The organism is Steroidobacter sp. (assembly GCF_036406195.1).
Classification (GTDB): Bacteria; Pseudomonadota; Gammaproteobacteria; order Steroidobacterales; family Steroidobacteraceae; genus Steroidobacter.
The window spans coordinates 168,390-194,718 of sequence record NZ_DASWVW010000019.1; the positions used below are offsets into that span (position 1 = coordinate 168,390).

Here is a 26,329-nt window from a genome sequence, read left to right on the forward strand (position 1 = left end):
GCCGGGTTCATTCAGTCCAGCGCCGGTAATAGCGGCTTTCGTCGTCAGTACCGGCAGGTTTCGGGGCGTCCCTGCCCGGCGGCCTGGCGCCGCTATTCGGTCATGCGCCGGACGGCCTGCAAGGCCACGGAGAGGGTCGCGAAGTCCATCGCTGGCAGCGCGCGCATGTCGCTCACCGTCTGTCGCAGGTAGTCGACCGCGGCCCGATGGCGGGTGATCCAGCCCTCCAGCACGTCGGCCGGCGGCGCCTTGGTACCTTTCTGGGAGCGCTTCGACTCGGCGATCACTTGCAGGCTCAAGGCGCGCTGCAAGTTGTAGACGTTGTCACGCAGAGTGGTGCGAGCCACGGCTTGCCAATGACCTTCGACGCCGAGGGCCTCGACCTGCTCGCGAATCCAGTCCAGTGCCAAGGCGGTGCCGACGCCGAAATACAGCGTCGCGGCGCGTTCCAGCGGCAGGCCGGTCTGCTCGGTGATCTCGACCAGGTCCGGACCGGAGCGCAGCGCCGTCAGGCTGGCCATGCGGCGCGCCAGCTTGTCGGGCACGGCGGCGGCGATGTAACGGCTGTGACGATGGGTGAAGGCCGTCAGGTCATCGCCGGTCAGGACCCGGGGCAGCAGGCCATCGAGCTCCTTCATGCCGCTGCGGAAGCGCGATACCTGGCGCTCGATATCGAGCTTGCCGCTCTGGCGATGGATCAGCCAGTAAGTGCAGAAGCGCAGCAGGCGCGTGGTCTCGAACATCATTTCGTACTGAACGCCGGCGGCGATTTTGGTGTCGAGCGCTTCGATGTCGGCCCAGGTGTCGCGCATGGCGACGACCTCGCGTGCGATGGCATAAGCGCGTGCGATGGTGCCCGCGCTGGCGCGGGTATCTTCCTGAACCCGGCGCGCGAACGTCGGGCCCATGCGATTGATGATGCTGTTGGTGGTGGCGGTGGCGATGATTTCCCGGCGCAGCCGGTGTTCGGGCAGATACTTGCCGAAACGCTTCTGCATCAATGCCGGGAAGTAACGTTGCAGCTCGTGGCCCAGGTACGGGTCCTCCGGCACATCCGAATCGATGAGATTGGAATACAGCGCCATCTTGGCGTATGCCAGCAGGATGGCGAGCTCGGGCCGCGTCAGGCCGCGGCCGGCCTGATGCCGCTCGGCGATTTCTTCGCTGGCCGGCAGGAATTCCAAGCCGCGGTCGAGCAGGCCGGACACTTCGAGGCGCCGGATCGAGTGCGCGTGCTCCAGCAGATCCTTGCTGGCGCGAGTTTCGAGCATCGACAGCGCCTGGCTCTGCAAATAATTGTCGCGCAGGACCAGTGCCGCGACCTCGTCGGTCATGTCGGCAAGCAACTCGTTGCGCTTCTCCAGCGTGAGCCCGGCCCGGCTGGGCAGGTTGTTGAGCAGGATCTTGATGTTGACCTCGTGGTCCGAGCAGTCGACGCCACCGGAGTTGTCGACGAAGTCGGTGTTGATGCGTCCGCCGCTCAGCGCGTACTCGACGCGGCCGCGTTGCGAGAAGCCGAGATTGCCGCCTTCGCCCACGACTTTGCAGCGCAGCTCGCGGCCGTTGACGCGCACGGCATCGTTGGCACGATCGCCCACGTCGATGTGACTTTCTTCAGTAGCTTTCACGTAGGTGCCGATGCCGCCGTTCCACAACAGGTCCACCGGCATGCACAGGATGGCGCGGATCAGCTCGATCGGCGTGAAGCTGTCGCGCTTGATGCCGAGCATGGCCTGAGCCTGCGGCGACACCTTGATCGACTTGGCGCTGCGCTGGAACACGCCGCCGCCCTTGGAGATCAGCTTGCGGTTGTAGTCCTCCCAGGTGGAGCGCGGCAGGTTGAACAGGCGCTGGCGCTCTTTATATGAGACGGCCGCGTCCGGATCCGGGTCGAGGAAGATGTGCTGGTGATTGAACGCGGCCAGCAGCCGGATGTGCGGGGACTGCAGCATGCCGTTACCGAACACGTCGCCGGCCATGTCGCCGATGCCCACCGCGGTGAAGTCCTGAGCCTGGGTGTCGATGCCCATCTCGCGGAAGTGACGTTTCACGCATTCCCAGGCGCCGCGGGCGGTGATGCCCATCTTCTTGTGGTCATAGCCCGCCGAGCCGCCGGAGGCGAACGCGTCGCCGAGCCAGAAGTTGTAGTCGGCGGCGATGCTGTTGGCGATGTCGGAGAAAGTGGCCGTGCCTTTGTCGGCGGCCACCACCAGATACGGATCGTCGCCGTCACGACGGATGACCTGCGGCGGCGGCACGATCTTGCCCTCGACGATGTTGTCGGTGATGTCGAGCAGCGCCGAGATGAACGTGCGATAGCACTCGACGCCTTCGCGCTGCACTTCTTCGCGGCTGGCGCCGGCGGGCATGCGTTTGGGCACGAAGCCGCCCTTGGCGCCGACCGGCACGATCAGCGTGTTCTTGACATTCTGAGCCTTCATCAGGCCAAGCACTTCAGTGCGGAAGTCTTCGCGGCGATCGGACCAGCGAAGGCCGCCACGAGCGACCTGGCCCATGCGCAGGTGAACGCCTTCGACGCGCGGCGAATACACGAAGATTTCGAACGCGGGCCGCGGCTGCGGCACTTCGGGAATGCTGCGGGAGTCGAGCTTGAACGACATCCAGCTCTTCGGCGCGCCGCTGGCATCCGTCTGGAAATAATTGGTACGCAGCGTCGCCTGGATGGCGTGCGCGAAGCGCCTGAGGATGCGGTCCTCGTCGAGACTGCGGACCGAATCGAGCAACTCCGTCAGTTCCTGCTTCAATCGGTCCACTTCGTCGCTGCGCTTGGCCGGTTTGACGGCTGGATCGAACTGCGCCTCGAACAACTGCGACAGAATGGCCGCGATCCTGGCGTTCGAGATCAGCACTTGTTCCATGTACGCCTGGCTGAAGTTCGCGCCGGTCTGAATCGCGTAACGACAGTAGGCGCGCAGCACGCTCGCCTGGCGCCACGTGAGATTGGTGACGACGATCAGCTGATTGAAACCGTCGTTTTCGGCGCGGCCATGCCACACCGCGGTGAACGTATCCGTGAAGCGTTCGCCCAGCGTCGCCGGATTGATGGTGCCGCCGTCGCGGCGTTGCATTTCGAAGTCCTGCAGCCAGATCTCCGGGCTGCCGGGCACGGTCATGCGATACGGACGTTCGCTCACGATCAGGAAGCCCATGTTTTCCAGGATGGGCAGCGCTTGCGACAGCGGGATGGGCGAGGCGGTCCGCAGCAGGCGCAGATGAACCGTCTTGCCTTCGCCGCTCGCCAGGCGCATGGCGATGCGTTCCGGATCGGCGATGACTGCATCGAGCTGACTGATGTCGTCGAGCGCCATCTCCGCCGTCGTATCTTCTTCATAGGCGGCAGGGAATGCATCGTGGAACCTTTCGGCGATCAAGCGGCCGTCCAGCTCCCCGTGCTTTTCGATCAAGGCGTCGCGCAGCTTGTCGCTCCACGTGAGCACGGCTTCTGCGAGCAACTGCTCCAGCTCTTCGGCATCGATGCGCGGGCCGCCCTCGGCCGGCAAGCGAATGATCATGTGCACGCGAGCCAACGCCGACTGCGACAGCTGCACTTGCGATTCGATGGCGGTGGAGTGGAGCTTTTCCTTGATCACCGCTTCCATCTTCTGGCGGACCTGCGTGTTGTAACGATCGCGCGGCACGAAGATCAGTGCGGAATAGAAACGGCCGAAAGTGTCCCGGCGCAGGAACACACGCACGCGCTGGCGTTCGTACAGATTGACGATGCCGCGCACGGTGCGGATCAGGTCCGTGACGCTGGCTTGAAACAGCTCGTCTCGCGGATAGGTTTCGAGCACGTGCACCACGGCCTTGCCGTCGTGGCTGGCGGGATCGAGGCCGAAATGCCCGACCACGCGCTCGATCTTGTGCCGGAGCATCGGGATCTCGCGCGGGCTGCGGTTGTAGACAGCGGACGTGAACAGGCCGAGGAAACGCTTTTCGCCGGTCACGCGTCCCGCCGCGTCCACGGTCTTGATGCCGACGTAGTCGAGATAGGTGGAGCGGTGCACTGTCGAAACGGAATTCGCCTTGGTGATCATCAGCAACTCGGGCTGACGCGCACGCTCACGCAACTCGCCTTTGAGTACTGTCGGCTCGACGCGAACGCCTTTGCGGGCCCGCAGAATGCCGAGACCGGTTTCCGGCATGGCCACCAGCAGGTCCTCGGTACGGCCGCGCTTCAATTGATACTGGCGATAGCCGAGGAAGGTGAAATGATTCGCGACCATCCAGTCGAGCAACGCCTTGGCTTCGCGGGCTTCGTTGGGTTGGACGCCAGGGTTGTCGCGCTCGATCTCGTTGGCCAGCTCGTTGGCGCGCTGGAGCATTTCGCCCCAGTCCTCGACGGCGAGACGCACGTCCTCGAGCGTGCGCAACAGCTTCTGTTCCAGTTCCTGCAGCCGCTCCGGCGCGCCGATGCGATCGATCTCGATGTGCTGCCAGGATTCCTGCGTGAATTTCCTGGTGTCGCCGTCGTGGCCCAGCGCTTCGAGCCTGCCGCTGCGATCACGGCGGATCGGCAGCACCGGGTGCACCATCATATGAATGGTGAGCCCGGCCTGGGTCAGCACCATGCCGAGCGAGTCGACCAGGAACGGCATGTCTTCGGTGGTCACTTCCACGATGGTGTGCGTGGAGCTCCAACCGTCGCGTGCTTCGTCGGTATTGAAGACACGAACCAGCGGACGCTTCGCCCTGCGGGTCGCGGCGCTGCGCAGATGCGCCAGCGCCAGCGCTGCCAGGGACTCGCTGCGATATTCGGCGAGATCCTCTTCGCCGACGCCGCGATAGTACTGGCGGACGAACTCTTGAACATCCAACGGATCGCCGCGGCGTCGCAGTGCCTTGGCGGCAAGCGCGATTCGCTCGATCACTTTCTGACGGGCGGCGGGAATGGTTGTTGTCATGATGCGAACGTGGTTGGTTGGGGGTTGGCAGCGGCGCGCCTCATGAGGCACGCGGCCTCATTGGGATGCAATCAGTAGCGGGCGCAACTTTGTTTATGTTGCGTGCGGGCGCAAATTGGCTGGCGGTCACCATGATGGTGGCGCATAGCGTAAGAGATTCCGGTGCGCAGTGATGCACCAAAATGGAATAAAGAGCCGCCTGGAAATGCTCCGCCAGTTAGGACCAATGGTGCTTAGTTAACCGTCTTTGTCGCAGCGGTTCGCGGATAGCGGATAGCGGTTAGCCAGAAATGAGCTAAATCCTGACCTCCGTTCTGCCCCAACCGCCAACCGCCAACCACTGCAGGGCGCTTAACTAAGTGCCATTGCAGTTAGGACGTAGCAGGCTAGCTCGGCCGCTGCAGATCCTCGATCACCGCGGCGAGGAAACGTAGCGCTTCGCCGCCGGTGACGCAGCGGTGGTCAAAACTCAATGACAGCGGCAGACGAACGTGGATTTCCGGCGCGTTGACGCCGGCGACCACGTCGCGTTGCAGTTTTCCTGCGCCCAGAATGGCGACCGTGGGCGGCACGACCAGAGGAGTTGCATACCGTCCGGCGAGCGTTCCAAAGTTGGAAAGTGTGAACGTGTAGTCACGCATTTCGTCCGGAGTGATGCTACGGCTGCGAGTACGCTGCTTTATATCGTCCAGGCGGGCACGCAAGTCGGTCGCCGACTGGGACGCCACATCCCGCAGGACCGGGACGATCAAGCCGTCCTTTGTATCCACGGCCATCGCCAGATGGACCGATTCCATCAGTTTGCGTGCCGGAACCGTGGGATCGAACAGCGCGTTCAGCGCGGGCTCGGCCTTGACGCCGGCCACGATGGCGCGGATCAGCCGCATCGTGATGTCGCCACGGTTCTGCCAGGCGTCGACATCGGCATCGTCGAAGATCGTGACCATCGCCACTTCATCGCGCGAGAGCGACATGCTTTGCGCCATCGCCTTGCGTGGGCCACGCAGTTTGTCAGCGTCGGTCAGCCCGGGAACCGCGGGTGTGCGTTGTTGCGGCTTACCGGAGCGGGCAAGAACGTCATCGACGCTGACCAATCCATGCCGGCCGGTTGCCGCGCATGAGGACAGCTCAACGCCGAGGCGCTTGGCGAGCATTCGCACGGCGGGCGCCGCACGCACGCGACCGCGATCTCGAAACGCACGGCGGCCACGGCCAACGATGGCGTGATCGACCAGTTCTTCGCTGCGCGTGGCCATGTGGCCCACCACCATCCCTTGATTCGACGGCGGTTGCGCGTGCGCAGAGGAAGGGCTTGCGGCGGCTCGCGACGGCAGATCGAAATCCACCAGCGGCTTGCCGGTTTGCACGGTGTCGCCGGGTCTGGCATGCAAACGAACGATGGTGCCGGAGTAGGGGCTCGGCACGTCGACCACTGCCTTGGCGGTTTCCACGGACAGCAGCGGCTGATCGACGGTAACCTGCTGGCCTTCCTTGACGTGCCACGACACGATTTCCGCTTCGGGCAGGCCTTCGCCGAGGTCGGGGAGGTTGAAGGTCACGGTCATAATTTCTTCCTAACCCCCATCCGCTAACCGCTAACCGCCGCTTTGGCAGCATCGACGATGCGCGTCACGCTGGGAATGTAATCGTTCTCGAGTCGATACAGCGGCACGACGGTATCGAACCCGGTGACACGTTGAATCGGCGCCAACAGATCATAGAGGCCATGCTCCGCCACGATGGCGGCGATTTCGGCGCCGACACCGCAGTTGCGCGCGGCTTCATGGACGATCACCAAACGACCGGTCTTCGCCACCGAATCGAGGATGGTCTCGGAATCGATCGGGCTGATGGTCGCGAGGTCGATGACTTCGGCACTGATGCCTTGCGTCGCGAGCTGGTCGGCGGCCTGCAATACATCAGTGATCATCGCGCCCCACGTAACCATGGTCACATCATCGCCTTCGCGCAGGATGTAACAAACATCCAGCGGCGCGGCGACGCCATCGTCGGGTACTTCCTGCTTCGCCAGCCGATAGATGCGGGTGGGCTCCAGGAACAGCACCGGATCGGGATCGCGAATCGATGCAAGCAGCAAGCCATAGGCGCGCGCCGGAGAAGAAGGGCAGACCACGCGAATGCCGGGCACGTGCGCGATCATCGACTCGACGGCTTCGGAATGATGCTCGGGAGCGTGAATGCCGCCGCCGTGCGGCGTGCGGATCACCACCGGGCACGTCAGGCGACCGCGCGTGCGATGCCGCATGCGGCTCATGTGATTGACGATCTGATCGATGGCCGGATACAGAAAGCCCATGAACTGGATTTCGGCGACTGGCCGCATGCCTTGCGCCGCCATGCCGACACACATGCCGGCGATCATGTTCTCCGCCAGCGGCGTGTCCTGCACGCGGTCGGCACCGAATTTCTCGAACAGGCCGGAAGTGGCGCGAAATACGCCGCCGCTCTTGCCGACGTCCTCGCCCAGCACCACCACGCTGGGATCGTGCGCCAGCTCCCATGCCTGTGCCATCGCGATGGCTTCGACCATTGTGACTTTGGGCATGGCGGCTTCAGTGTGAAGGCCGGCCGGTGCCGGCATAGCGACGCGCGATTTCCTTTTGCTCCTCGAGATACGGAGGCGGATTCGCGTAGAGATGCTCGAACATCGCGTCGCTGGATTGGCGCGGTGTGCTCAGATATTCCTGAACGGCGGCGTCGACTTCGCGCGTGAACTGCGCCTTCATCGCTTGCTCACGCGCCTCGTCCAGCACGCCTCGCGATTCGAGCAGCTTGCGCAGGCGGATCAGTGGCTCGACTTTCCAGGCTTCCGCAACTTCGGCTTCATCGCGATAGCGGCTGGCATCGTCGGCGGTGGTGTGATCGCTCAAGCGATAGCTCAGCGCTTCGACGACGGTGGGGCCGCCGCCATTGCGTGCCTTCTCCAGTGCGCGCGACATGCAATCCCGAACCGCGATTACGTCGTTGCCATCGACTTGCACGCCGGGGATGCCGGCCGCGATGCCTTTTTGCGCGAGGGTTTCGGCTGCGGTCTGCTGTTCGATCGGGACCGAGATGGCCCACTTGTTGTTGACGACCACGAACACGACGGGCAGCTGGCGCGCGCCGGCCAGGTTCATCGCTTCGTAGAAGGTGCCTTCGGAAGTGCCGCCGTCGCCGATGTAGGCCACGGCGCAGCGCGGTTCCTTGCGAATCTTGAAAGCCATCGCGGCGCCGGCCGCATGCAGCGTCTGGGTGGCGATGGGTACGCACCAGGGAAAGTCGTGACGGGGCACCGCGAAGTTGTTGCCGCGCTCATCTCCGCCCCAGTACAGCAGCACTTCGGTCATGCTCACGCCGCGCCAGAACAGAGTGCCGATCTCCCGATAGACGATGGCCAGGCAGTCTTCCGGGCGCATGGCGGCGCCGACGCCGACATGGGTGGCTTCCTGGCCCAGGCAGGGCGCGTAGGTGCCGAGCTTGCCGGTGCGCTGCAGGTTGATGGCCTTGGCGTCGAAGGTGCGGGCCCGTAGCATGGCCCCGAACATCTTCAGCAGTTCTTCGTTGTCGGCGGCGAACGCCGGCAGTTCTTCGAGCGGCCGGCCCTGCGGGCTCAGCTGCCGCAGGTACTCGATCCGAAACTCCGCCACAGTCCTCACTCGTTGCCGCTCCCTCTTCGCAAGTCATGGCCAGGCAAGCGGCGCGAATTATAGCGAAGCTTTGCTAACTATCGGTGTCTACCTGCATGGATTCGGCTTCCCTGGAGCTGGCCTGCATGGATTTGGCTTGCTCCATCAAGCGCGACAGCAAACGGTCGAACGTGCGTTGGTCCGTGGGGCTGAGGGCGCTGAGCAGCTCTGCTTCGTAGCGCAAGGCCATGGGCGAGACGCGCGTGTACACGGCTTGTCCAGCGGCAGACAGGCGGAGGATGGAGCGGCGGCGGTCGCCTTTGTCATAGGCTCGCAGCACTCGCTTGGAGCTGAGCAAACCCTGCACCGCGCGGCTGACCGCAACTTTGTCCATGGCCGTGCGTTCAGCAACCTCGACCGCGGACAGATCCGGGTAACGCGCCAGCACCGCCATGATCCGCCATTGCGGAATGCTCAAGCCGAACTCCCGCTCGTAGACGCTGGCGATCAGCATGCTGATGGTGTTGGACAGCACCGACAGGCGGTAGGGAATGAAACGGTCCAGGTGCAGCGGGCTGCCCCCGGGCTCGACGGTCTGCGCCGGGGCGGCGGCTGGTGCGGCGCTCTCTGCGACTTTTTCCGCAACTTTTTTCTTAGACGCAGTCATGACTTGCGAAGGCTCCCCTTGACGGTGCGCGAGAATATAGTTTCAATTGAAACCATTAGTTCCATCCTGCATCCTGGACCTGCATCTTCGGACCTGCACCGATGGCAGTCCCGCAGCCAGATAACGATTCAGAGGGTTGTCATGAGCGCCGCCTACGAAAGTCACAATCCCGTCGGCACCGACGGTTTCGAGTTCGTCGAGTACACCGCGCCCGATCCCGAGTTGTTGCGCACGTTGTTCGAGCGGCTGGGGTTTCCCGCCACGGCGAAACACCGCAGCAAGAATGTCACGTTGCACCGTCAGGGCGACATCAATTTCATCATCAACGCCGAGCCTGACAGCTTCGGCCAGCGCTTCGCGCGCGCGCACGGCCCCTCGGCGTGCGCGATGGCGTTCCGCGTGAAAGACGCAGCTTACGCTTTCAAGCGCTGCGTCGAGCTCGGCGCCAAGCCGGTCGAGACTCGCGTCGGCCCGATGGAGTTGAACATCCCGGCCATCGAAGGCATCGGCGGCAGCCTGATCTATCTGGTCGACCGCTACGGCGAGCACACCATCTATGACGTGGATTTCGTGCCGGTGCCGGGCCACTCGCTGGTCCGCTCGGCGGGTCTCTCCTATATCGATCATCTGACGCACAACGTGGCTCGCGGCAACATGGACAAGTGGGCCGGCTTCTACGAGAAACTGTTCAACTTCCGCGAAATCCGCTACTTCGACATCGAGGGCAAGAAGACCGGCTTGTTCAGCCGTGCCATGACCAGTCCGTGCGGCAAGATCCGCATCCCCATCAACGAGTCGCAGGACGACAAGTCGCAGATCGAAGAATACCTGCGCGAGTATCGCGGCGAAGGCATTCAGCATATCGCACTTGGCACCTCCGATATCCAGCGCACCGTCGATGTGCTGCGCGAGCAGGGCGTGCAGTTCCAGGACACGCCGGATACTTATTATGAGGGCGTCAACCAGCGCGTCACCGGGCATCGGGAGAACCTGGAGGAGCTGCGCAAGCGCCGCATCCTGATCGACGGCAACCCGGACAAGGGCGAGGGGCTGCTGCTGCAGATCTTCACCCAGAACGTGATCGGGCCGATCTTTTTCGAGATCATCCAGCGCAAGGGCAACGAAGGCTTCGGCGAAGGCAACTTCAAGGCGCTGTTCGAGTCGATCGAGCTCGACCAGATGCGCCGTGGTGTGATTTGAACCGAGCGGAGACGCACCATGAAACGGCCAATCATTCCATCCCACGTCGAAGGCACGGCCTCGCGGCAGGCACACGTCGATATGCCTCCGGGCACGTTCGAGCGCGAGATCAGCAAGGAAGGGTTCTTCGGGCCGGCCGCGTTCTTTCATCACCGTCATCCGCCGACCGGCTGGGTCGAGTTCGAAGGGCCGCTGCGGCCGCATGCATTCGACTTGAACAAGTTTGACAAGGATCAATCCTCGCCATGGCAGGCCACGGAGATCCTGCGCAATGCGCACGTTCGGGTGCGCGTGTGGAATGCCGATGAGTCGATGGATCACCTGGTGCGCAATGCCGATGGCGACGAGTTGCTGTTCGTGCACCGAGGCACCGGTGAGTTCCATTGCGACTATGGCCATCTCACGCTTGCGGCGGGTGACTATGTCGTCATTCCTCGCGGCACCATGTGGCGCATCGAGGTGAACGAGCCGCTGTTCGCGCTGCTGATCGAAGCGACCAACTCCAGCTACGCGCTGCCGGACAAAGGGCTGTTGGGCAACCACGCCATCTTCGATCCGGCGATGCTGGATGTGCCGTCCATGGATGCCGCGTTCGTCGCCCAGCAGAGCGACGATCGGGACTGGCAGGTGCGAATCAAGCGTAACAACGCCATTTCGACCGTCACCTATCCTTTCAACCCGCTGGATGCGATTGGCTGGCACGGCGATCTATCCGTGGTGCGCATCAACGTCGAGGACATCCGTCCGCTGATGAGCCATCGCTATCATTTGCCGCCGTCGGCGCACACCACGTTCGTGAGCAATCGCTTCGTGATCTGCACCTTCGCACCGCGGCCGTTCGAGACCGATCCGGGCGCGTTGAAGGTGCCCTTCTTCCACAACAACGACGACTACGACGAAGTCCTGTTCTATCACGCGGGCGACTTCTTCTCGCGCGACAATATCAAGCCGGGAATGATGACCCTGCATCCGTGCGGCTTCACGCACGGGCCGCATCCCAAGGCGCTGAAGAACATGCTGGTCCAGTCCAAGCCCGCGACGGACGAGTACGCGGTCATGATCGACACGCGCGATGCCCTGGAGATGACCGAGGCCGCGGCGTCTGTCGAATGGACCGGCTACGTCGACAGCTGGAAGTAGAGTGACTGGCGACCCGCCAGGCCGGCGATGTCAATCGCCGGCGGGCGACGTTTCTTCCGATCGCATCTGAGCGCAGGCGGCATTTGATATGAAATTAGCTACATTGAAGGGCGCTGGTCGCGATGGCCAGCTGGTCGTCGTCAGTCGCGATCTCAGCAAGGCTGTCGCTGTTCCGCAGGTGGCTGCGACACTGCAAGCCGCATTGGACGATTGGTCGCGCATCGCGCCGAAGCTCGCTGAAGTGGCCGCTGCGCTCGAACAGGGCAGTGCCAAAGATGCGTTCGCGTTCGACCCCGTGCAAGCGATGGCGCCGCTGCCGCGTGCCTATCATTGGGTCGACGGCTCCGCTTATGTGAATCACGTCGAGCTGGTGCGCAAGGCGCGTGGTGCGCAGATGCCGGAAAGTTTCTGGACCGATCCGCTGGTGTATCAAGGCGGCTCGGATGATTTTCTGGGCGCACGGCAGGACGTGCCGTTGCCCAGCGAAGAGCACGGCATCGACCTGGAAGGCGAGGTGGCCATCATCACCGACGATGTTCCGATGGGCACCACGCGTGCTGCCGCGCTCGGGCACATCAAGCTGATCATGCTGGTGAACGACTGGTCGTTGCGCAACCTGATTCCCGGCGAACTGGCCAAGGGCTTCGGCTTCTATCAGTCCAAGCCGGCCACCGCATTCTCGCCCGTGGCGGTCACGCCCGATGAGCTTGGCGCTGCGTGGTCGGAAGGGAAGGTGCATTTGCCGTTGGTGGTGCACATCAATGGCCAGCCTTTCGGCAAGCCCAACGCCGGCGTCGATATGACATTCGACTTCGCGAGACTGGTTGAACACATCACGCTGACTCGCAATGCGCGCGCCGGCACCGTGCTCGGCTCGGGCACCATTTCCAACTACGATCGATCGCTGGGGTCGGCGTGCATCGCCGAGCGGCGCACGCTGGAACAGATCGAACAGGGCAAGCCGGTGACGCCGTTCCTGAAGTTCGGAGACTCGGTGCGCATCGAGATGTTCGATGACGCAGGCCGCAGCATCTTCGGCGCCATCGACCAGAAGGTGGTGCGCGCCTAGAGGAAACGAGCTGGGCTTTTGTTATTTTTCCCGGGCTGCGGCTCGATCTGCTCCAACAGACCGACGCCGCCCAGGCTTCGCATCTGCTCCAGTATCCATTCCTGCCGCGAGCGGACGTAGCGCGAGGGCGATGCAACTTTCATTCGTTTCGGGCTCGGCAGCACTGCCGCGAGCAGCGCGGCTTCAGGTGGGCTGAGCCGCGAGGCTGGCTTCTTGAAATAGATCTGTGAAGCCGCGCCGACGCCGAACACGCCACGGCCGAACTCCGCAATATTCACATACACCTCGAGGATGCGGCGCTTCGGCCATAGCGTCTCGATCAGCACCGTGAAATAAGCTTCGAGCCCCTTGCGAAGCCAGCTCTGTCCCGGCCACAGAAACAAATTCTTCGCCACCTGCTGCGACAAGGTGCTGGCGCCGCGAACGCGACGGCCTCGTTCCCGGTCCTGCAATGCATCGTTGATCGACTTCAGATCGAAGCCGTGGTGGCTGGGAAATGTTTGATCTTCGGCCGCGATCACCGCCACTTTGATGTGTGGCGAGATGTGCTCCCGATCAATCCATCTGTATTGCACAGTGTCAGATTCGGCGGAGAGCCGCTCGCGAATGATGAACGCGGTGGTGGGCGGGTCCAGCCATCGAAACAACAGCACGGGACCGGCTGTCAGGAACAGGATCAGTGCCACCAGCCGCACAACGAAACGGAACATTCGGTTCACGAAAGATCGGCACTCAATAATGGAAGCGGAAATAGTTCACGAAACGCGTCGCGCCGGGACCAAGTGTGATCCAGTCGCTGGTTGATTGCACATAATCGACTACCATCGCGCCCCAAAATCCGGGTTTGGCTGGTCGTTCGCGCCCGGACTGTCGCAACGACAACGTTAAGGAAGCACGGGAGACCATTGGACATGATGAACAAGACGCGATGGATGGCTGGTTTGGCGTTGGGCTGTGTGCTGTCGACGCCGGCGGCCTTCGCCGAGGAGTACCGGGGGTTCTACTTCGGCGTTTGGGGCGGCAGCGGCGAATTCGACACCGCCTCGAAGGGCACGTTGGACGGCATGATCGTCGGTGGCCTGGCGGACGAGCTTGCGAGCGTCCCGATCCAGCCGGACACCAACCTCGCGGTCGATGCGATCTACGGCTCGGATCTCGATGACAGCTTGACGCCCTGGGGCGTGCAAGTGGGCTATCGCTTCAACAAGTGGGTGGCGTTCGAAGTCGGCTACGTGGACCTGGGCGAGTTCCTGTACCGTCTGCCCGGCGAGCTCAGCGGTGGCTTGGGCGTCTTCTGTGATCTGGACTTCTGCCGCGACGATAACGGCGACCCGACCGTCGTCACCGTTGCGTTGGACGGCGAGTTCGAGCGCTCCATCCAGCTGACCAGCACTGGCGTCACCGCCAGCGTGCTTGGCATGTACCCGGTCACTCCGCGTTTCGATGTGCACGTCCGCGGCGGCGTCTACTACGCCGACACGCGCGTTACCAATCGCCTGCGCTATATCGACGGTACCGGGCAGTTGGGCGTCTTGCAGTTGCCCGAAGTCTTCAACTTGCGTCATCGGCGTGAGGATGCCAGCCAGACCGAATTGATCGCCGGCATCGGCGCTGCCTGGAACATCAACGAGGACTTTTCGCTGCGCGTCGAGTACCAGAAGTTCTTCGACGTGGGCGATGACGACAAGGCGGGCGAGAGCGATGTGGACATCATCAACATCGCCGTGTTGTTCAAATAGCCGGTACTGACGAGCAGAACCTGCCGGGTGCAATGCCCGGCAGGTTCTTCGACGTTCGATCGATCAGGCCTTCGGCTCGATCCGCTTCACCGATTCGATGGTGACGGTTTCCACCGGCACATCCTGATAGCCGCTGCGGTTGCCCGTCTTCACCGCGGCGATCGCATCCACCACGTCCATGCCCGAGTCGATCCGGCCGAACACGGCGTAGCCGTAGTTGCTCTGGCCCTTGTGATCGAGGAAATCGTTGTCCACCACGTTGATGAAGAACTGCGAGGTGGCGCTGTTGATGTCGTTGGTGCGTGCCATGGACAGCGTGCCGCGCTTGTTCTTCAGGCCGTTGGTGGCCTCGTTCTGGATCGGCTCGTGACCCTGCTTGTTCTTCAGATCCGCGGTCAGTCCGCCGCCCTGGATCATGAAGCCGGGGATGACGCGATGAAAGATCGTGCCGTCGAAAAAGCCCTCGTCGGCATAGCGATAGAAATTCTCCACCGTGATCGGCGCCTGCTTGTCGAACAGCTGGACGGTGAAAGTGCCTTTGGACGTCTTGAATTCGAGCATGGCGGATTCCTGCAGTGGTTAGCGGTTGGCGGTTAGCGGTTAGTCGGAATGCAGCGCGGTATTGGCGGTTGACGCTTTGATAACCGCCAACCGCTAACCGCCAACCGCTAACCCGGGCCACTGACCCTCGGTCACGCGTTCGTGCCGGGCCAGATCGGCGTGCGAGCGTACGTGAACGAAGCCTGCGCGCACAAGCCGCTTACGGACGGCGTCCGCCTGCTTCCAGCCGTGCTCCAGCACCAGCCAGCCGTCTTTGTTCAGGTGCGCCGGTGCGTCGCGGATGATGGTGTCGAGCGCTTCGAAGCCGGTGCGCCCCGAAATCAGCGCCATGACAGGCTCGAAGCGTCGCACGTCGGGCGCGAGGTCGGGATCGTCCTGCGCGATGTAGGGTGGATTGGACGCGATCACGTCGCAGCGCCTGCCCACCAGCGGATCGAGCCAGCTGCCGTGTAACAAGGAAACATTGGTCAATTGCAGCCGTGCGATATTGCGGCTGGCAAGCTCGAGTGCATCTTTGGATGCGTCGATGGCGGTCACCGCCGCGCGGGGCCGCTCGGAGGCGATGGCAAGCGCAATGGCGCCGCTGCCGGTTCCCAGGTCGGCAACCTGGACCGCGTCCTCCTTATTTATGTGGGCGAGGGCGCGCTCGACCACCAGCTCCGTCTCCGGCCGCGGGATCAGCACCGCCGGGCTCACCTCGAACAGCAGCGACCAGAACTCCTGCTGCTGGCGGATGTATGCAACCGGCTCGCCCTGCGAGCGGCGCTTGACGAGTTGCTGAAACGACCAGCCCGCGTTGGCCGGCAGCTCGCGTTCGGGGTTTGCCCGGAAATTCGTCCGTGACAGCCCGGTTACGTACTCCAGCAGCAACTCGGCATCGAGCCGCGCGGAGGGCGAGGACCGCGACAGCAACATCGTGGCGGTATGCAGTGCGTCGGAGACGGTTTGCGAGGATTTGACGGCAGGCATGAATGACGCTGGACTAGGCAACCTACAAGGCAACCTGCAGATTTTGACCCAAGTTCGATCCCGGTACGATGCCGGATTGAGCCGCTGCGACCCAACAGGATTCGTCCCCTTTTCGGAGCTCCCATGCACGTCTACCAGAACGCGATCGAAATGATCGGTCGCACGCCCATGTTGCGGCTCAATCGCCTCGACACCGGTCCCTGCGAGCTGTACCTCAAGCTCGAATCCATGAATCCCGGCGGCTCCATCAAGGATCGCATCGGCCTGTCGATGATCGAGGAGGCCGAGCGCCGTGGCGATCTCGAGCCCGGCAGCACCATCGTCGAAGCCACCGCGGGCAATACCGGCCTGGGCCTGGCGCTGGTCGCCGCGCAAAAGGGCTACCGGCTCATTCTGGTGTTACCCGACAAAATGAGCCAGGAGAAAATCTTCAACCTGCGCGCGCTCGGCGCCGAAGTGGTGTTGACGCGCTCGGACGTGGGCAAGGGCCATCCGGAGTACTACCAGGACCTCGGCGCGGCCATCGCCGAGCGCGAGAACGCCTACTTCATCAACCAATTCGCCAATCCCGACAATCCCAAGGCGCACGAGCGCACCACTGCGCCGGAGATCTGGGAGCAGATGGAGCAGCGCCTGGACGCGGTGGTCGTCGGCGTCGGCTCGAGCGGCACAATTGCGGGACTCGCGGCGTTTTTCAAGAAGCACGCGCCGCACGTCGAGCTGGTGCTCGCCGATCCGCAAGGTTCCATTCTCGCGGAGTTCATCACCACCGGCAAAATGACCCAGAAGTCTTCGTGGCTGGTCGAAGGCATCGGCGAGGATTTCATTCCGTCGATCGCCGATTTCTCGATGACCAAGAAGGCGTACAGCATCTCCGACGGCGAGTCGTTCTCGGTGGCGCGCGAGTTGCTGCAGAAGGAGGGCGTGCTGGCTGGCTCTTCGACGGGCACCTTGCTCGCGACGGCATTGCGCTTTTGTCGCGAGCAGAAATCGCCGAAGCGTGTCGTGACACTGGCGTGCGACACGGGCGCGCGCTATCTCTCGAAGCTCTACAACGATTTCTGGATGGAAGACCAGGGCTTCATCCAGCGCGAGACGTATGGCGACTTGCGCGACTTGATTGGCCGTCCGCACGGTCAGCGCGCCACGATTACAGTGGGGCCGAACGACGTGCTCACCACCGCGCACAATCGTCTGCGCAACGCGGGTTTCTCGCAGCTTCCGGTGATGGATGGCGAGAAGCTCATCGGCGTGGTCACCGAGGACGACATTCTGCGTTTCGCGTTCGGCAATCCGGGGCGCTTCAACGAACCGGTGCACAAGGCCATGACCAGCACCTTCCTGCGCGTGGACAAGAGCCAGACCATCAACAACCTGGTCGCCATGCTCGAAGTGCGCTCGTCGGCGGCGGTGATGGACGGCGAAAAATTCCTGGGCCTGGTGACACGCTCCGACGTGCTCAATTACCTGCGCAGGCAGGTGAAATAACAGCGGTTGGCGGTTAGTGGTTGGCGGCTAGTCAGAAAGAGGGCACGATCCGGCTCCTGGCTCTTCCTAACCGCCAACCGCCAACCGCCAGCTTGGTACGGGATTCATCATGACTTCATCCTCGTCGCTACGTTTCGGCACTCGCTGCATTCATGCCGGGCAATCGCCCGATCCCACCACGGGCGCGGTGATGCCGCCGATCTACACCACGTCGACCTACGCGCAGAGCAGTCCCGGTGTTCACAAGGGCTACGACTACTCGCGCACCGCGAATCCCACTCGTGGCGCCTGGGAGCGATGCATTGCCGATCTGGAAGGCGGCGTGCGCGGTTTCGCGTTTGCGTCCGGCATGGCGACCACCAGCACCCTGCTGGAGTTGCTCGATAGCGGCAGCCATATCGTCGCGATGGACGATCTGTACGGCGGCACGTTCCGTTTGTTCGAGCGCGTGCGCAGGCGTTCCGCCGGGCTGGAAATCACCTTCGCGAACCTGGCCGATCAGCGCTCATTCGAAGCGGCTGTGCGGCCCACCACGAAAATGATCTGGATCGAAACGCCGACCAATCCGACGCTGCGTCTGGTCGATATCGCGCAGATCGCCGAGTTCGCGCGCAAGCGGAACATTCTCACAGTGGTCGACAACACGTTTGCCTCTCCGTGGGTGCAGCGGCCCATCGAGTTGGGAGCCGATATCGTCATGCACTCGGCAACGAAGTATCTCAACGGTCACTCGGACATGATCGGCGGCGTCGCGGTCGCGGCCAACGAGGAACTGGCCGAGAAGATCGGCTTCCTGCAGAACGCCGTCGGCGCCATCAGCGGGCCGTTCGACAGTTTCCTGGCATTGCGGGGATTGAAGACATTGGCGCTGCGCATGCGCCAGTCGAGCGAGAGTGCGCTGCGCATCGCCGGCTGGCTGGAGAAACATTCGCGCGTCGCGAAGGTGCTGTATCCGGGATTGCCGAGCCATCCGCAGCATCAGCTCGCGCGGCGTCAAATGCAGAACGGCTTCAGCGGCATCGTGACTTTCTTCGTCAAGGGCGGCCTGCCCGAGGCCAAACACTTTCTGGAGCGCTGCCGCTTGTTCACCATCGCCGAAAGCCTGGGGGGCGTGGAGAGCCTGGTCGATCATCCGGGCCTCATGACGCATGCATCCATTCCGCCCGACAAGCGTCGCGAGCTGGGGATCGACGATTCGCTGATCCGCCTGTCCGTGGGTATCGAAGACGTCGAGGACCTGCTGGCGGATCTGGAGCAGGCGCTGGCCGGCGGTTAGCGGTTAGCGGTTGGCGGTTAGTCGGATTCAGCCCTCTTGCCAATCACCAACCGCCAACCGCTAACCGCTGTCCTTATCGTTGTCCGTCGGCGGAGGCGAGGGCATTCGCCCCGCCTTGCGTAACGCCTCGCGCAGCACGTACTCGATCTGTGCATTCGCGCTGCGCAGCTCATCCGCTGCCCAGCGTTGCATAGCATCGAGTACTTCGCTGCTGATCCGCAGCGGATAAGCTTTTTTGTCGGCCAACGTCGCTCAGCCGCTATACAGAGTGCCGGTGTTGACGAAGGGCTGCGTGCCACGCTCGCTGTGCTGCAGCCACCACCAGCGCAGCGCCAGTAACCCCAGCAGAATCAAGACCATGGGTACGCCGGCCAGGGTCAACACTTGTCGTTCTTTCATGACTTCCTCGGACCGCCTCCTGGATTTCCCGACACCATAGCACGGCGAGATATCAGAGTGATATCAAGTTAACCATTGCGGCAGGCTATGGGCGGAAGGCGGCGTGCCGAGTTGCCATTGGCATGAGGCATCGCGATCATCCTGCAATGGCCGGTCAGCCAAACAGTCAGCCCCGCATTCAGCCCACTCAGCCGCAGGGAATTGGCGGCGTGTTGGACACGGCGTTCCAGTTGTACAAGGCGTCCTTCGCCTTCGTCTGGCCCATTTCGTTGTTGCTGGCGATCGTCGGCATGCCGCCCACGCTGTATTGGATGTTCAGCGGCGCGCAATTGCCCGAGACCGGCGGTGTGAGTGTCAGCATCGGCGCCGGGCTGGGCTTCGATCCCGGCGATCCGCTCGGGTCGATCATCGGCTTGATCTCGGGCATCCTCACGATGTGGACGATGAGCGCCTTGTATCTGAAACAACGCGCCGTCGGCGTCGATGAATCGCTGAGCATCGGCGACGCATTGAAGCGGGCGCTGCAACGTCTGCCCGCGCTGGTGGGCGCCAGTATCCTGTTCGTCCTGGCCGTGGTGATCGGCCTGGTTCTGCTGCTGTTGCCGGGACTGATCCTGATGGTCAGCCTGATGATGTACATGGCGCTGCTGTTGTTCGAGAACAAAGGCGCGGTGGAATCGCTGACCGGCAGTCACAAACTGGTGTGGGGCAACTGGTGGCGCAGCACCGCCATCCTCACGGTGGCACTGATCCTGGTCATCGTGATTTTCATTGCGCTGGGCGTGGTCGCAGCCATCGTTGCGCCCTTCGCCGGCCTGATCATGGAGGATATCGTGATGGTCGGCGAGCTGGTGTTCAACGCCGTGTTCAACGTGTTGCTGATGCCGTTCTTTACCGCGGTGATGATCGCCCTGTACTGGGATCTGAAATTGCGCAAGGAAGGCGGCGATCTGGCCGCGCGCGTGAATGCTTTGAATGCCGCTTGATTCGTGCGCTGCGCCGTTCTCGTTCTGATGTTGCTGGCCGCGCCCGCGCTCTTCGCGCAGAGCGAGGACTCGCCGCGGCAAGTGCTGGACGATTGCATCGTCACGCTCGGCTCTGAAGTCCTCGGGCTCGAACACATGGAAGCAGCCTGTCCCGGGCTGAAGTCGGCGCTCGATCGGCTGGGCCTGACTGCTATGCTGCCGGCCTATCAGGGCAGCCTGCTCACCCGCGCCGGTCTGATCAATCTGCGCTCGTTGCTGCAACGTTACGAGCGGCCGCCGGAGCGTGGCCAGATTTCCGTCGACGGCGTACACGCCGTGCTGGAGTCGATGCGCGAGCCAGCGCAGGCCGAACAATCGCAAAGCTGGTACCACCGTTTCAGGCGATGGCTGCGCGAAGCGTTCGACAAGCGGGAAGATCGAGCGAACCCATGGTTGCGACGCTGGCTGGACGAGCATCCGGTTTCGGAAACCGTGCAACTGGCGCTGTACTACGCAGTGCTATTGCTGGTCGTGGTGTTGGCGATCGTCATCATCGTCAACGAAGTGCGCGCCGCGCGAATCGGCTGGCGCAAGTCCCGAACCGGGGTTGCTGGGAATCACGATCCAGAGGCGATGATCGGTTCATCGCGGGCCGGGTCACGAGGTGCGCGTGCTGCCGCGCTACTGAGATCACTCATCGACACGCTCGTGAGGACTGGCCGCCTGCACGGCGCACAAAGCCTGACGAATCGTGAACTGATGATGCGAGCGAAGTTCGACGATGCCGCGCAGCGCGACTCGTTCGGCCGAGTCACGCAACTGGCTGAGCGAGAAATCTTCGGTAGCCGGCGGGTTCACAGCGAGGATGTGGAGGATGTGGTTCAAGCCGGCGAACGCTTGAACGCGCAATTGAATGGAGCGGCGACGTGAAGGATCGCTTACTCACGCTCGCGCTCGCGATCGGCGCGCTCGTCGCCTTCTACGCCGTGATGGCGCCGAAGCCATCGGTGCCGGAGCAGAAAGCGACCCGGCCCATCAGCGTCGAAGCCGGACCCAATGGTTATCTGGGACTGGTGCGCTGGTTGGAATCCGAACGCGTACCCGTGATCTCGCTGCGTGAACGCTATGGAAGGTTGAGCGAGATGCGCGGGATAGAATCGCCGACCGGCAACCTGCTGATCAGCACCGCGCCTCATCTGTATCCGATCCGGGACTCGGAAGTGCTGCCGCTGCGGAGCTGGATCGAGCGGGGCAATACGCTGTTGGTGATTGCGGGCTTGTCCGATACGCCGGACTGGTCCATGGAAGAAGGAGTCGACGCCGCCTTCCTCGAACATCTGCAAGCCATGACGCAGATGAGCTTTTCACCGGTGCGCAAGAATGAGGACATTGCTGCCGCGCCCGAGCCGGAATCCGCGCAGAGCCCGGAGGAGCGACCCATGGATCCCAAAAAAGAGGGCACGCCTTCCTGGACCGAAGCCCTCGATGCGCGCACCCGGCTGAAGGAGCCGCTGCGTTTCGAGATGGAGCCCTCGGGCAAACATCCGTTGCTCGAAGGAGTCACCAAGGTGGCTGCATTGTCGGAATACCCCACCTCGAAGTGGGATGGCTGGTTCGTGGAGACCGGCATGCTGGGATTGGCGCACGAGCCCCGCTCGGGTGCGTCTGTGTTGTGGCTGTTGCCGCGCGGTCAGGGGCAGATCATCGTCAGCGGTTACGGCAGCATTCTTACCAACAAACTGCTGGGCGATGACGACAATGCGCGCCTGCTCGCCAACATCGTGCGCTGGTCGCTGCGCGATGGCGGTAAGGTGATCATCGATGACGCGCACCAGGGCATGGTTTCTTTCTATGATCCCGAAGCGTTCTTCGGCGATTCGCGTCTGCACGCGACATTGTGGTGGCTGCTCGGTCTGTGGTTGCTGTTCGTGATCGGTTCGCAGCGGCTGCGGCCGGCGCAGTCGCGCTGGAATCCGGTGGACATCACTGGTTTCGTGCGAGCGACCGGCGGCTTCATGGCGCGAGTGGTGCGCCCTGCAGCGGCGGGTCAGCAGATGATCGCCAACTTTTTCAACGATGCGAGAAAACGCCTGGGGCTGGTGACTGACGGCTCTCCCGTGTGGGATTGGCTGCGCTCGCAAGCCACAGTGTCGCGCGAGGATGTCGATCGGCTGCACACTCTGCACGCCAAGGTGCAACGGGGGCGCCGCGTCGATCTGGAACAACTGCACAATTTGTTGGTGCGCCTGCGCGCCGAGTTGAATTGGTACTGAAACAGCCGCGTTCGGCTCCACGTTTTCGGCCTTGCAAAAAGGAATCCAATGAACCCGCTGGTCGACTTCGAACAACGTTTGCAACGGCAGCTGGGCGCCGTGGTGCTCGGCCTGCAGCCGGTCATTCGCGCGCTGGCGATTGCCGTCGTGGCGCGTGGTCATGTATTGCTGCAAGGGGCGCCGGGTCTCGGCAAGACATTGCTCAGCAAGACACTGGCCAACTCGCTGCGCGGTGTGTTCAAGCGGGTGCAGGGGACCTCCGACTTGATGCCAGCCGACATCACCGGAGTGCACGCCTATGACGGAGAAAAGCGGCAGTTCGTGTTTCGCCCCGGTCCGGTGTTCGCGGATGTGCTGCTGGTCGACGAGATCAACCGCGCCGGTCCCAAGACTCAATCGGCCCTGCTGGAAGCCATGGAAGAGCGGCAGGTCACGGTCGATCGCCAGAACTATCCGTTGCCGAAGAACTTCCTGGTGGTGGCGACCCAGAATCCGCGCGAGTTCGAAGGGACGTTTCCTTTGCCGGAGTCGCAGCTGGATCGTTTCATGCTGCGCGTCGATCTCGGCTATCCGTCGCGCGAGGACGAGTTGGCCATTCTGGCTCGCTACGGGAATACGGATGCTCACGTGCGCCCGGACGATCAGGAACAACCGCCGCTGGATCTGGTTGCGGTTCGGCAGGCCGTCGAACAAGTGCATGTTTCGCCCGAGCTGTCCGGTTATCTGATCGATATCGCCGCGGCTTCACGTTCGCATTCGCATGTGGGCCTCGGCCTTTCCACTCGCGGCGTGCTGGCGCTGCTGCGTGCGGCACGAATCGAAGCGGGCATGCGCGGCGCCGATTTCGTTACGCCGGACGACGTGAAGCAGGTGGCGCCGTGGGTGATTCCGCATCGGCTGATGTTGGCGCCCGAAGCGCTCCTCGAAGGCGCAACCGAGCAGGCAGTGACGCAGCAACTGCTCGACCGCACTCCAATACCTCGCTAGACACAGCGCGTCATGCATCTTCGCTTGAACGGTCTGGTGTTCGCGGTGCTCACCGCGCTCGTCGCCATTCTCGGTGCATGGAGCGGCGATCCTGACCTGGATCGCTTGTGGTTGTTGCCGTTGGCCTTGCTGCTGCTGGGACTGGCCTACGAAGGTTGGGTCGTGATGCGTGCGCATCCCGGTCTCAGCATCGATGCGCCTGCGCGGGGAGTATTGGGCAGGCCCATGGCACTGCACCTTTTGTTTCGCCATTCCTTGCAGCGTGATGTGGAAATGCAGGCCGCGCCAGCTGCGCCCGACGCCATCGAGATCGCAACCGATATCCGCTCCGTAACAGTTGCGCCCGGGACGTCCTCGGCCATCGAGCTGCGTGTGACGCCGCGAAGACTGGGGCAGCACACATGGCCGAGCATGCAAGCGCGCGTCGCCGGGCCGCTGGGCTTTGCTTGGTGGTCGCGTCGGCTGGATGCGGATTTCTCGCTCATGGTCGTGCCAGAGATGCTGCGCGATGGTGGGCGGCGGCTCGGCGCGATGGGGGGCGGGATGCACGCTCAGGCGGCAGTGGGCGCGGGTGCGGAGATCTTGCAGCTTCGTGACTATCGAGTCGGCGATCCGCAGAATGCCATCGACTGGAAAGCGACGGCCCGGCGCGGCCAACTGGTCAGTCGAGATTTCACCGAAGACCAGCATCTCGATATCGTCATTGCCATCGACGCAGGCAGCACCAGCGCGTTGCGCGCCGGCGAGTTGGATCGTCTCGGTCACTACATCAACCTCGCTGCACGGTTCGCCGAGCACGCCGTGGCCCAGGACGACAGGGTCGGTGTGATGCTGTTTGCGGATCAGCCGCTCGCGACCCTGGCACCCGGGCGAGGCATGGGGACGGTGTTGCGCATTCGTCAGATGCTCACGGCAGCAACGCCGAAGTTGGCTGAGTCGAATCCGCTCAACGCGGCGCTGCGCATTCGCATGCTCGTGCGTCATCGCAGCCTCATCGTGATGTTGACCGACGTGGACGATGCGACCGTCGCCGGGCAGCTCGCCTCCGCTGCGCGCCTGCTGTTGCCAAAACACTTGCCATTGATCGCAGGTGTGTCCAGCGCGGAAGCCGAGGCTATGCGCAAGGCGCCCGCTCACACGTGGCTCGATGCATACGAGTCGCTCGCAGCTCAGGAATACTGCTCGCGGCTGGATCGCAACGTCCATGCATTGCGCGCGCTTGGGGCGCCAGCATTGGTGAGGCGTCCGGAGCTGTTGGAACGCGCTGTGTTCGAAGCCTACGCGGAGTTCAGGAAGCGGCGGCGGATCTGACGCTGGACTTTACGAAGCGGCGTCCGAACAGATGGCCGGTGAGAGCGCCGATCATCACCACGCCATACCCAAAGCCGATGATGACGCGGCTGATCATGGGGAAATCCGGGTCCGGCGAAATGTAGCCCTCGATGAACCCACAGCCGATCAGCAGCAGGGCACAAAGCAACATCAGCCGGGAGGCTTTGCCGGCGGCGTGTTGAAACGATTCGCGACGGGTTGGATGAGTGGGGCGGATCAGCGCCTCGCCGAGCATGGTGCCCGCGGCGCCGGCCAGACAAATCACCGACAGCTCCACCACGCCATGCGCGATGACAAACTTCAGCAGGCCGCCGGCCAGGCCATGGTGATGGGTGAAGGCGAACATGGCGCCGAGCGTCAAGCCGTTGGTGGCGATGATATAGATCGTGCCGAGGCCGAAGAACACGCCGACACAGAGCGCCATCAGGCTGACCGCGATGTTGTTGGAGAGAATGCCCAGCGACAGCACCGAGGAGGGTGCCACATTGACCATGTCGTCGGTCCACAACTTGCCGGACTCGACGTGATTGATCATTTGCTCGCTGGCCAGCAGCGAGATCAGCTCCGGATAGCTCGACACCAGCCACCAGCCGGCCCCGGCGCTCAGCGCGAACAGCAACGTCACCCAGAAGATCGCGCCACGCAGCTCGCGCACGACTTCGGGAATCTCCTCTCGAAACAACAGGAGGGTGCGCGCCCGCCAATCATGCGGTTTCCGATAGATGATCGAATGGAGTTTCGCGTAGCTGCGTTCGAGCGCTTTGGTAACGCGACTGTCCGGCAGCAGCCGGCGCGCGATCGAGAGGTCGCGGCCCAGAGATCGATACAGCTCGATGGCTTGCAGCGCTTCCGCGGCGGAGTGATTGCGGCTTCTTTCCAGTGCCTCGAGCCGCGGCGTCAGTTCACGCCACGTTGCGGCGCGGGACGCCAGCCAAGCCTGCATGCCTGCATCTGTACTCATGATGACGCAACCGGATTCAGCAGTCCTTGCAGACGGTTTCTGAGATCGCCATTGCTGAGTCGCGACAGCTCTTCGGCGCTGATCGAGGTGTCGGTGCGACTGAGCAGTGAACGAGCCAGCTCGCCACGAACCTTTTCATCGAGCGCTGTCCACCGCTCCAGCAACTCATGCGCGAGGTCCGCGACTCGCGGGTCGAGTGCTCTGTTTGCAGGCGTGAGCCGGGCGAACGAGCTGTCGTGTTCCTTGCTGTCCAGGATCAACAGCGTGCCCGCGGCGATATCGCCGATGCGCACGTGCTGTGACGTAAACAGGGCCGTCGTCAAGCCAACCAGGTACGCCAGCGGCAGCGAATCGACGAGACGAAACACATTACGTATCAGCAGCGCTCCGAACCCGGGAATGTCCCCAGTTCTCGTAACGATGCGCACGCCGGCCATGCGCTTGCCCGGCGTGCTGCCGCGCATGAGAATCTCGACGACGGGGTGGTAAAAAAAATAAATCAGGACCGCCGGCAGCCACACCCACAGGAAATAGTTCATGCGCGGCATCTCGTTGACTTCGAGAAAGCGCAGCTGGCCGATCAGCAGCAGGGTGCCGACCGTCCACCAGGAAAAGGCCAGGATCAGCCGGATGTGCCAGTCGATCACGAACGCAAAGCTGCGGCTGCCGACGCCGGCGATGCGCAGCTCCACATCGACGCCGGTAATGCTCTGCAGGGTGACCTGAGGCGCGGCCATGCTGTTTCCTTG

23 protein-coding genes are annotated in these 26,329 nt (G+C 62.9%); 11 read left to right on the top strand and 12 right to left on the bottom strand.

Annotated elements, in window-relative coordinates; genetic code table 11:
• Window positions 1-92 precede the first annotated feature (92 nt).
• The 5 genes from VGE08_RS08895 to VGE08_RS08915 form a co-directional block, all read right to left on the bottom strand.
• Window positions 93-4,925, bottom strand: a complete 4,833-nt coding sequence (locus tag VGE08_RS08895) for an NAD-glutamate dehydrogenase (RefSeq protein WP_331067511.1) — start codon at window positions 4,923-4,925, stop codon at window positions 93-95.
• A 386-nt stretch (window positions 4,926-5,311) separates the two neighbouring features.
• Window positions 5,312-6,484: a dihydrolipoamide acetyltransferase family protein gene (locus tag VGE08_RS08900; protein WP_331067512.1), complete on the bottom strand. Its 1,173-nt coding sequence runs from the start codon at window positions 6,482-6,484 to the stop codon at window positions 5,312-5,314.
• A 29-nt stretch (window positions 6,485-6,513) separates the two neighbouring features.
• Window positions 6,514-7,491, bottom strand: coding sequence for an alpha-ketoacid dehydrogenase subunit beta (locus VGE08_RS08905; protein ID WP_331067513.1), 978 nt, complete (start codon window positions 7,489-7,491; stop codon window positions 6,514-6,516).
• 7 nt (window positions 7,492-7,498) lie between these two features.
• Window positions 7,499-8,584 (bottom strand): pyruvate dehydrogenase (acetyl-transferring) E1 component subunit alpha, encoded by a 1,086-nt coding sequence (gene pdhA, locus VGE08_RS08910; RefSeq protein ID WP_349258660.1) that lies wholly within the window; start codon window positions 8,582-8,584, stop codon window positions 7,499-7,501.
• 64 nt (window positions 8,585-8,648) lie between these two features.
• Complete coding sequence (locus tag VGE08_RS08915) at window positions 8,649-9,221, bottom strand: MarR family winged helix-turn-helix transcriptional regulator (protein ID WP_331067515.1); 573 nt, start codon at window positions 9,219-9,221, stop codon at window positions 8,649-8,651.
• Between the two features lie 141 nt (window positions 9,222-9,362).
• Between VGE08_RS08915 and hppD the strand changes: the two genes are divergently transcribed.
• The 3 genes from hppD (at window position 9,363) to VGE08_RS08930 (ending at window position 12,630) form a co-directional block, all read left to right on the top strand.
• Window positions 9,363-10,421: a 4-hydroxyphenylpyruvate dioxygenase gene (hppD, locus tag VGE08_RS08920; RefSeq protein ID WP_331067516.1), complete on the top strand. Its 1,059-nt coding sequence runs from the start codon at window positions 9,363-9,365 to the stop codon at window positions 10,419-10,421.
• 18 nt (window positions 10,422-10,439) lie between these two features.
• Entirely contained in the window at window positions 10,440-11,561 is a 1,122-nt protein-coding gene (locus tag VGE08_RS08925; RefSeq protein ID WP_331067517.1) for a homogentisate 1,2-dioxygenase, read from the top strand.
• Window positions 11,562-11,649: 88 nt separating this feature from the next.
• Window positions 11,650-12,630 (top strand): fumarylacetoacetate hydrolase family protein, encoded by a 981-nt coding sequence (locus VGE08_RS08930; protein WP_331067518.1) that lies wholly within the window; start codon window positions 11,650-11,652, stop codon window positions 12,628-12,630.
• Here VGE08_RS08930 and mtgA read toward each other — a convergent pair.
• Window positions 12,627-13,382: a monofunctional biosynthetic peptidoglycan transglycosylase gene (gene mtgA / locus VGE08_RS08935; RefSeq protein WP_414717473.1), complete on the bottom strand. Its 756-nt coding sequence runs from the start codon at window positions 13,380-13,382 to the stop codon at window positions 12,627-12,629. The genes VGE08_RS08930 and mtgA overlap by 4 nt on opposite strands.
• A 159-nt stretch (window positions 13,383-13,541) precedes the next feature.
• Here mtgA and VGE08_RS08940 point away from each other — a divergent pair, with 159 nt between their 5' ends.
• The gene (locus VGE08_RS08940) at window positions 13,542-14,369 is read left to right on the top strand and encodes an outer membrane beta-barrel protein (protein WP_331067520.1); all 828 of its coding nucleotides are present in this window, start codon (window positions 13,542-13,544) and stop codon (window positions 14,367-14,369) included.
• Between the two features lie 63 nt (window positions 14,370-14,432).
• Here the strand turns inward: VGE08_RS08940 and VGE08_RS08945 are convergent, their stop codons facing one another.
• Window positions 14,433-14,930, bottom strand: coding sequence for a peptidylprolyl isomerase (locus VGE08_RS08945; protein ID WP_331067521.1), 498 nt, complete (start codon window positions 14,928-14,930; stop codon window positions 14,433-14,435).
• Window positions 14,931-15,023: 93 nt separating this feature from the next.
• Window positions 15,024-15,899: a peptide chain release factor N(5)-glutamine methyltransferase gene (gene prmC, locus VGE08_RS08950; protein ID WP_331067522.1), complete on the bottom strand. Its 876-nt coding sequence runs from the start codon at window positions 15,897-15,899 to the stop codon at window positions 15,024-15,026.
• A 123-nt stretch (window positions 15,900-16,022) separates the two neighbouring features.
• On the opposite strand from prmC, the gene VGE08_RS08955 reads away from it, so the two are divergent.
• Both VGE08_RS08955 and VGE08_RS08960 read left to right on the top strand, forming a co-directional pair.
• Window positions 16,023-17,387 (top strand): cystathionine beta-synthase, encoded by a 1,365-nt coding sequence (locus VGE08_RS08955; RefSeq protein ID WP_331067523.1) that lies wholly within the window; start codon window positions 16,023-16,025, stop codon window positions 17,385-17,387.
• A gap of 109 nt (window positions 17,388-17,496) precedes the next feature.
• Window positions 17,497-18,663, top strand: coding sequence for a PLP-dependent aspartate aminotransferase family protein (locus tag VGE08_RS08960; protein ID WP_331067524.1), 1,167 nt, complete (start codon window positions 17,497-17,499; stop codon window positions 18,661-18,663).
• Window positions 18,664-18,723: 60 nt separating this feature from the next.
• Here VGE08_RS08960 and VGE08_RS08965 read toward each other — a convergent pair whose 3' ends face one another.
• Together VGE08_RS08965 and VGE08_RS08970 are read right to left on the bottom strand one after the other, a co-directional pair.
• Window positions 18,724-18,909 (bottom strand): hypothetical protein, encoded by a 186-nt coding sequence (locus VGE08_RS08965; RefSeq protein WP_331067525.1) that lies wholly within the window; start codon window positions 18,907-18,909, stop codon window positions 18,724-18,726.
• A gap of 6 nt (window positions 18,910-18,915) precedes the next feature.
• Complete coding sequence (locus tag VGE08_RS08970) at window positions 18,916-19,062, bottom strand: hypothetical protein (RefSeq protein WP_331067526.1); 147 nt, start codon at window positions 19,060-19,062, stop codon at window positions 18,916-18,918.
• A gap of 146 nt (window positions 19,063-19,208) precedes the next feature.
• On the opposite strand from VGE08_RS08970, the gene VGE08_RS08975 reads away from it, so the two are divergent.
• Genes VGE08_RS08975 through VGE08_RS08995 form a run of 5 tightly spaced genes read left to right on the top strand, consistent with a single transcriptional unit; the run spans window position 19,209 to window position 24,598 of the window.
• The gene (locus tag VGE08_RS08975) at window positions 19,209-20,048 is read left to right on the top strand and encodes a hypothetical protein (RefSeq protein ID WP_331067527.1); all 840 of its coding nucleotides are present in this window, start codon (window positions 19,209-19,211) and stop codon (window positions 20,046-20,048) included.
• 3 nt (window positions 20,049-20,051) lie between these two features.
• On the top strand, window positions 20,052-20,957 hold the full coding sequence (locus tag VGE08_RS08980) for a DUF4129 domain-containing protein (RefSeq protein WP_331067528.1): 906 nt from the start codon (window positions 20,052-20,054) through the stop codon (window positions 20,955-20,957).
• Window positions 20,954-22,300, top strand: a complete 1,347-nt coding sequence (locus VGE08_RS08985; protein ID WP_331067529.1) for a DUF4350 domain-containing protein — start codon at window positions 20,954-20,956, stop codon at window positions 22,298-22,300. Before VGE08_RS08980 ends, VGE08_RS08985 begins: the two co-directional genes overlap by 4 nt.
• 48 nt (window positions 22,301-22,348) lie before the next feature.
• Window positions 22,349-23,287 carry a MoxR family ATPase gene (locus tag VGE08_RS08990; protein ID WP_331067530.1) on the top strand — a complete coding sequence of 313 codons (939 nt, stop codon included), beginning with the start codon at window positions 22,349-22,351 and terminating at the stop codon, window positions 23,285-23,287.
• Between the two features lie 12 nt (window positions 23,288-23,299).
• Complete coding sequence (locus tag VGE08_RS08995) at window positions 23,300-24,598, top strand: DUF58 domain-containing protein (protein ID WP_331067531.1); 1,299 nt, start codon at window positions 23,300-23,302, stop codon at window positions 24,596-24,598.
• On the opposite strand, the gene VGE08_RS09000 is transcribed toward VGE08_RS08995, so the two are convergent.
• A complete protein-coding gene (locus VGE08_RS09000; protein WP_331067532.1) occupies window positions 24,576-25,580 on the bottom strand; it encodes a stage II sporulation protein M in 1,005 nt (334 codons plus the stop codon). The two genes, VGE08_RS08995 and VGE08_RS09000, sit on opposite strands and share 23 nt — an antisense overlap.
• Complete coding sequence (locus VGE08_RS09005; protein ID WP_331067533.1) at window positions 25,577-26,317, bottom strand: RDD family protein; 741 nt, start codon at window positions 26,315-26,317, stop codon at window positions 25,577-25,579. Before VGE08_RS09005 ends, VGE08_RS09000 begins: the two co-directional genes overlap by 4 nt.
• Between the last annotated feature and the right edge of the window lie 12 nt (window positions 26,318-26,329).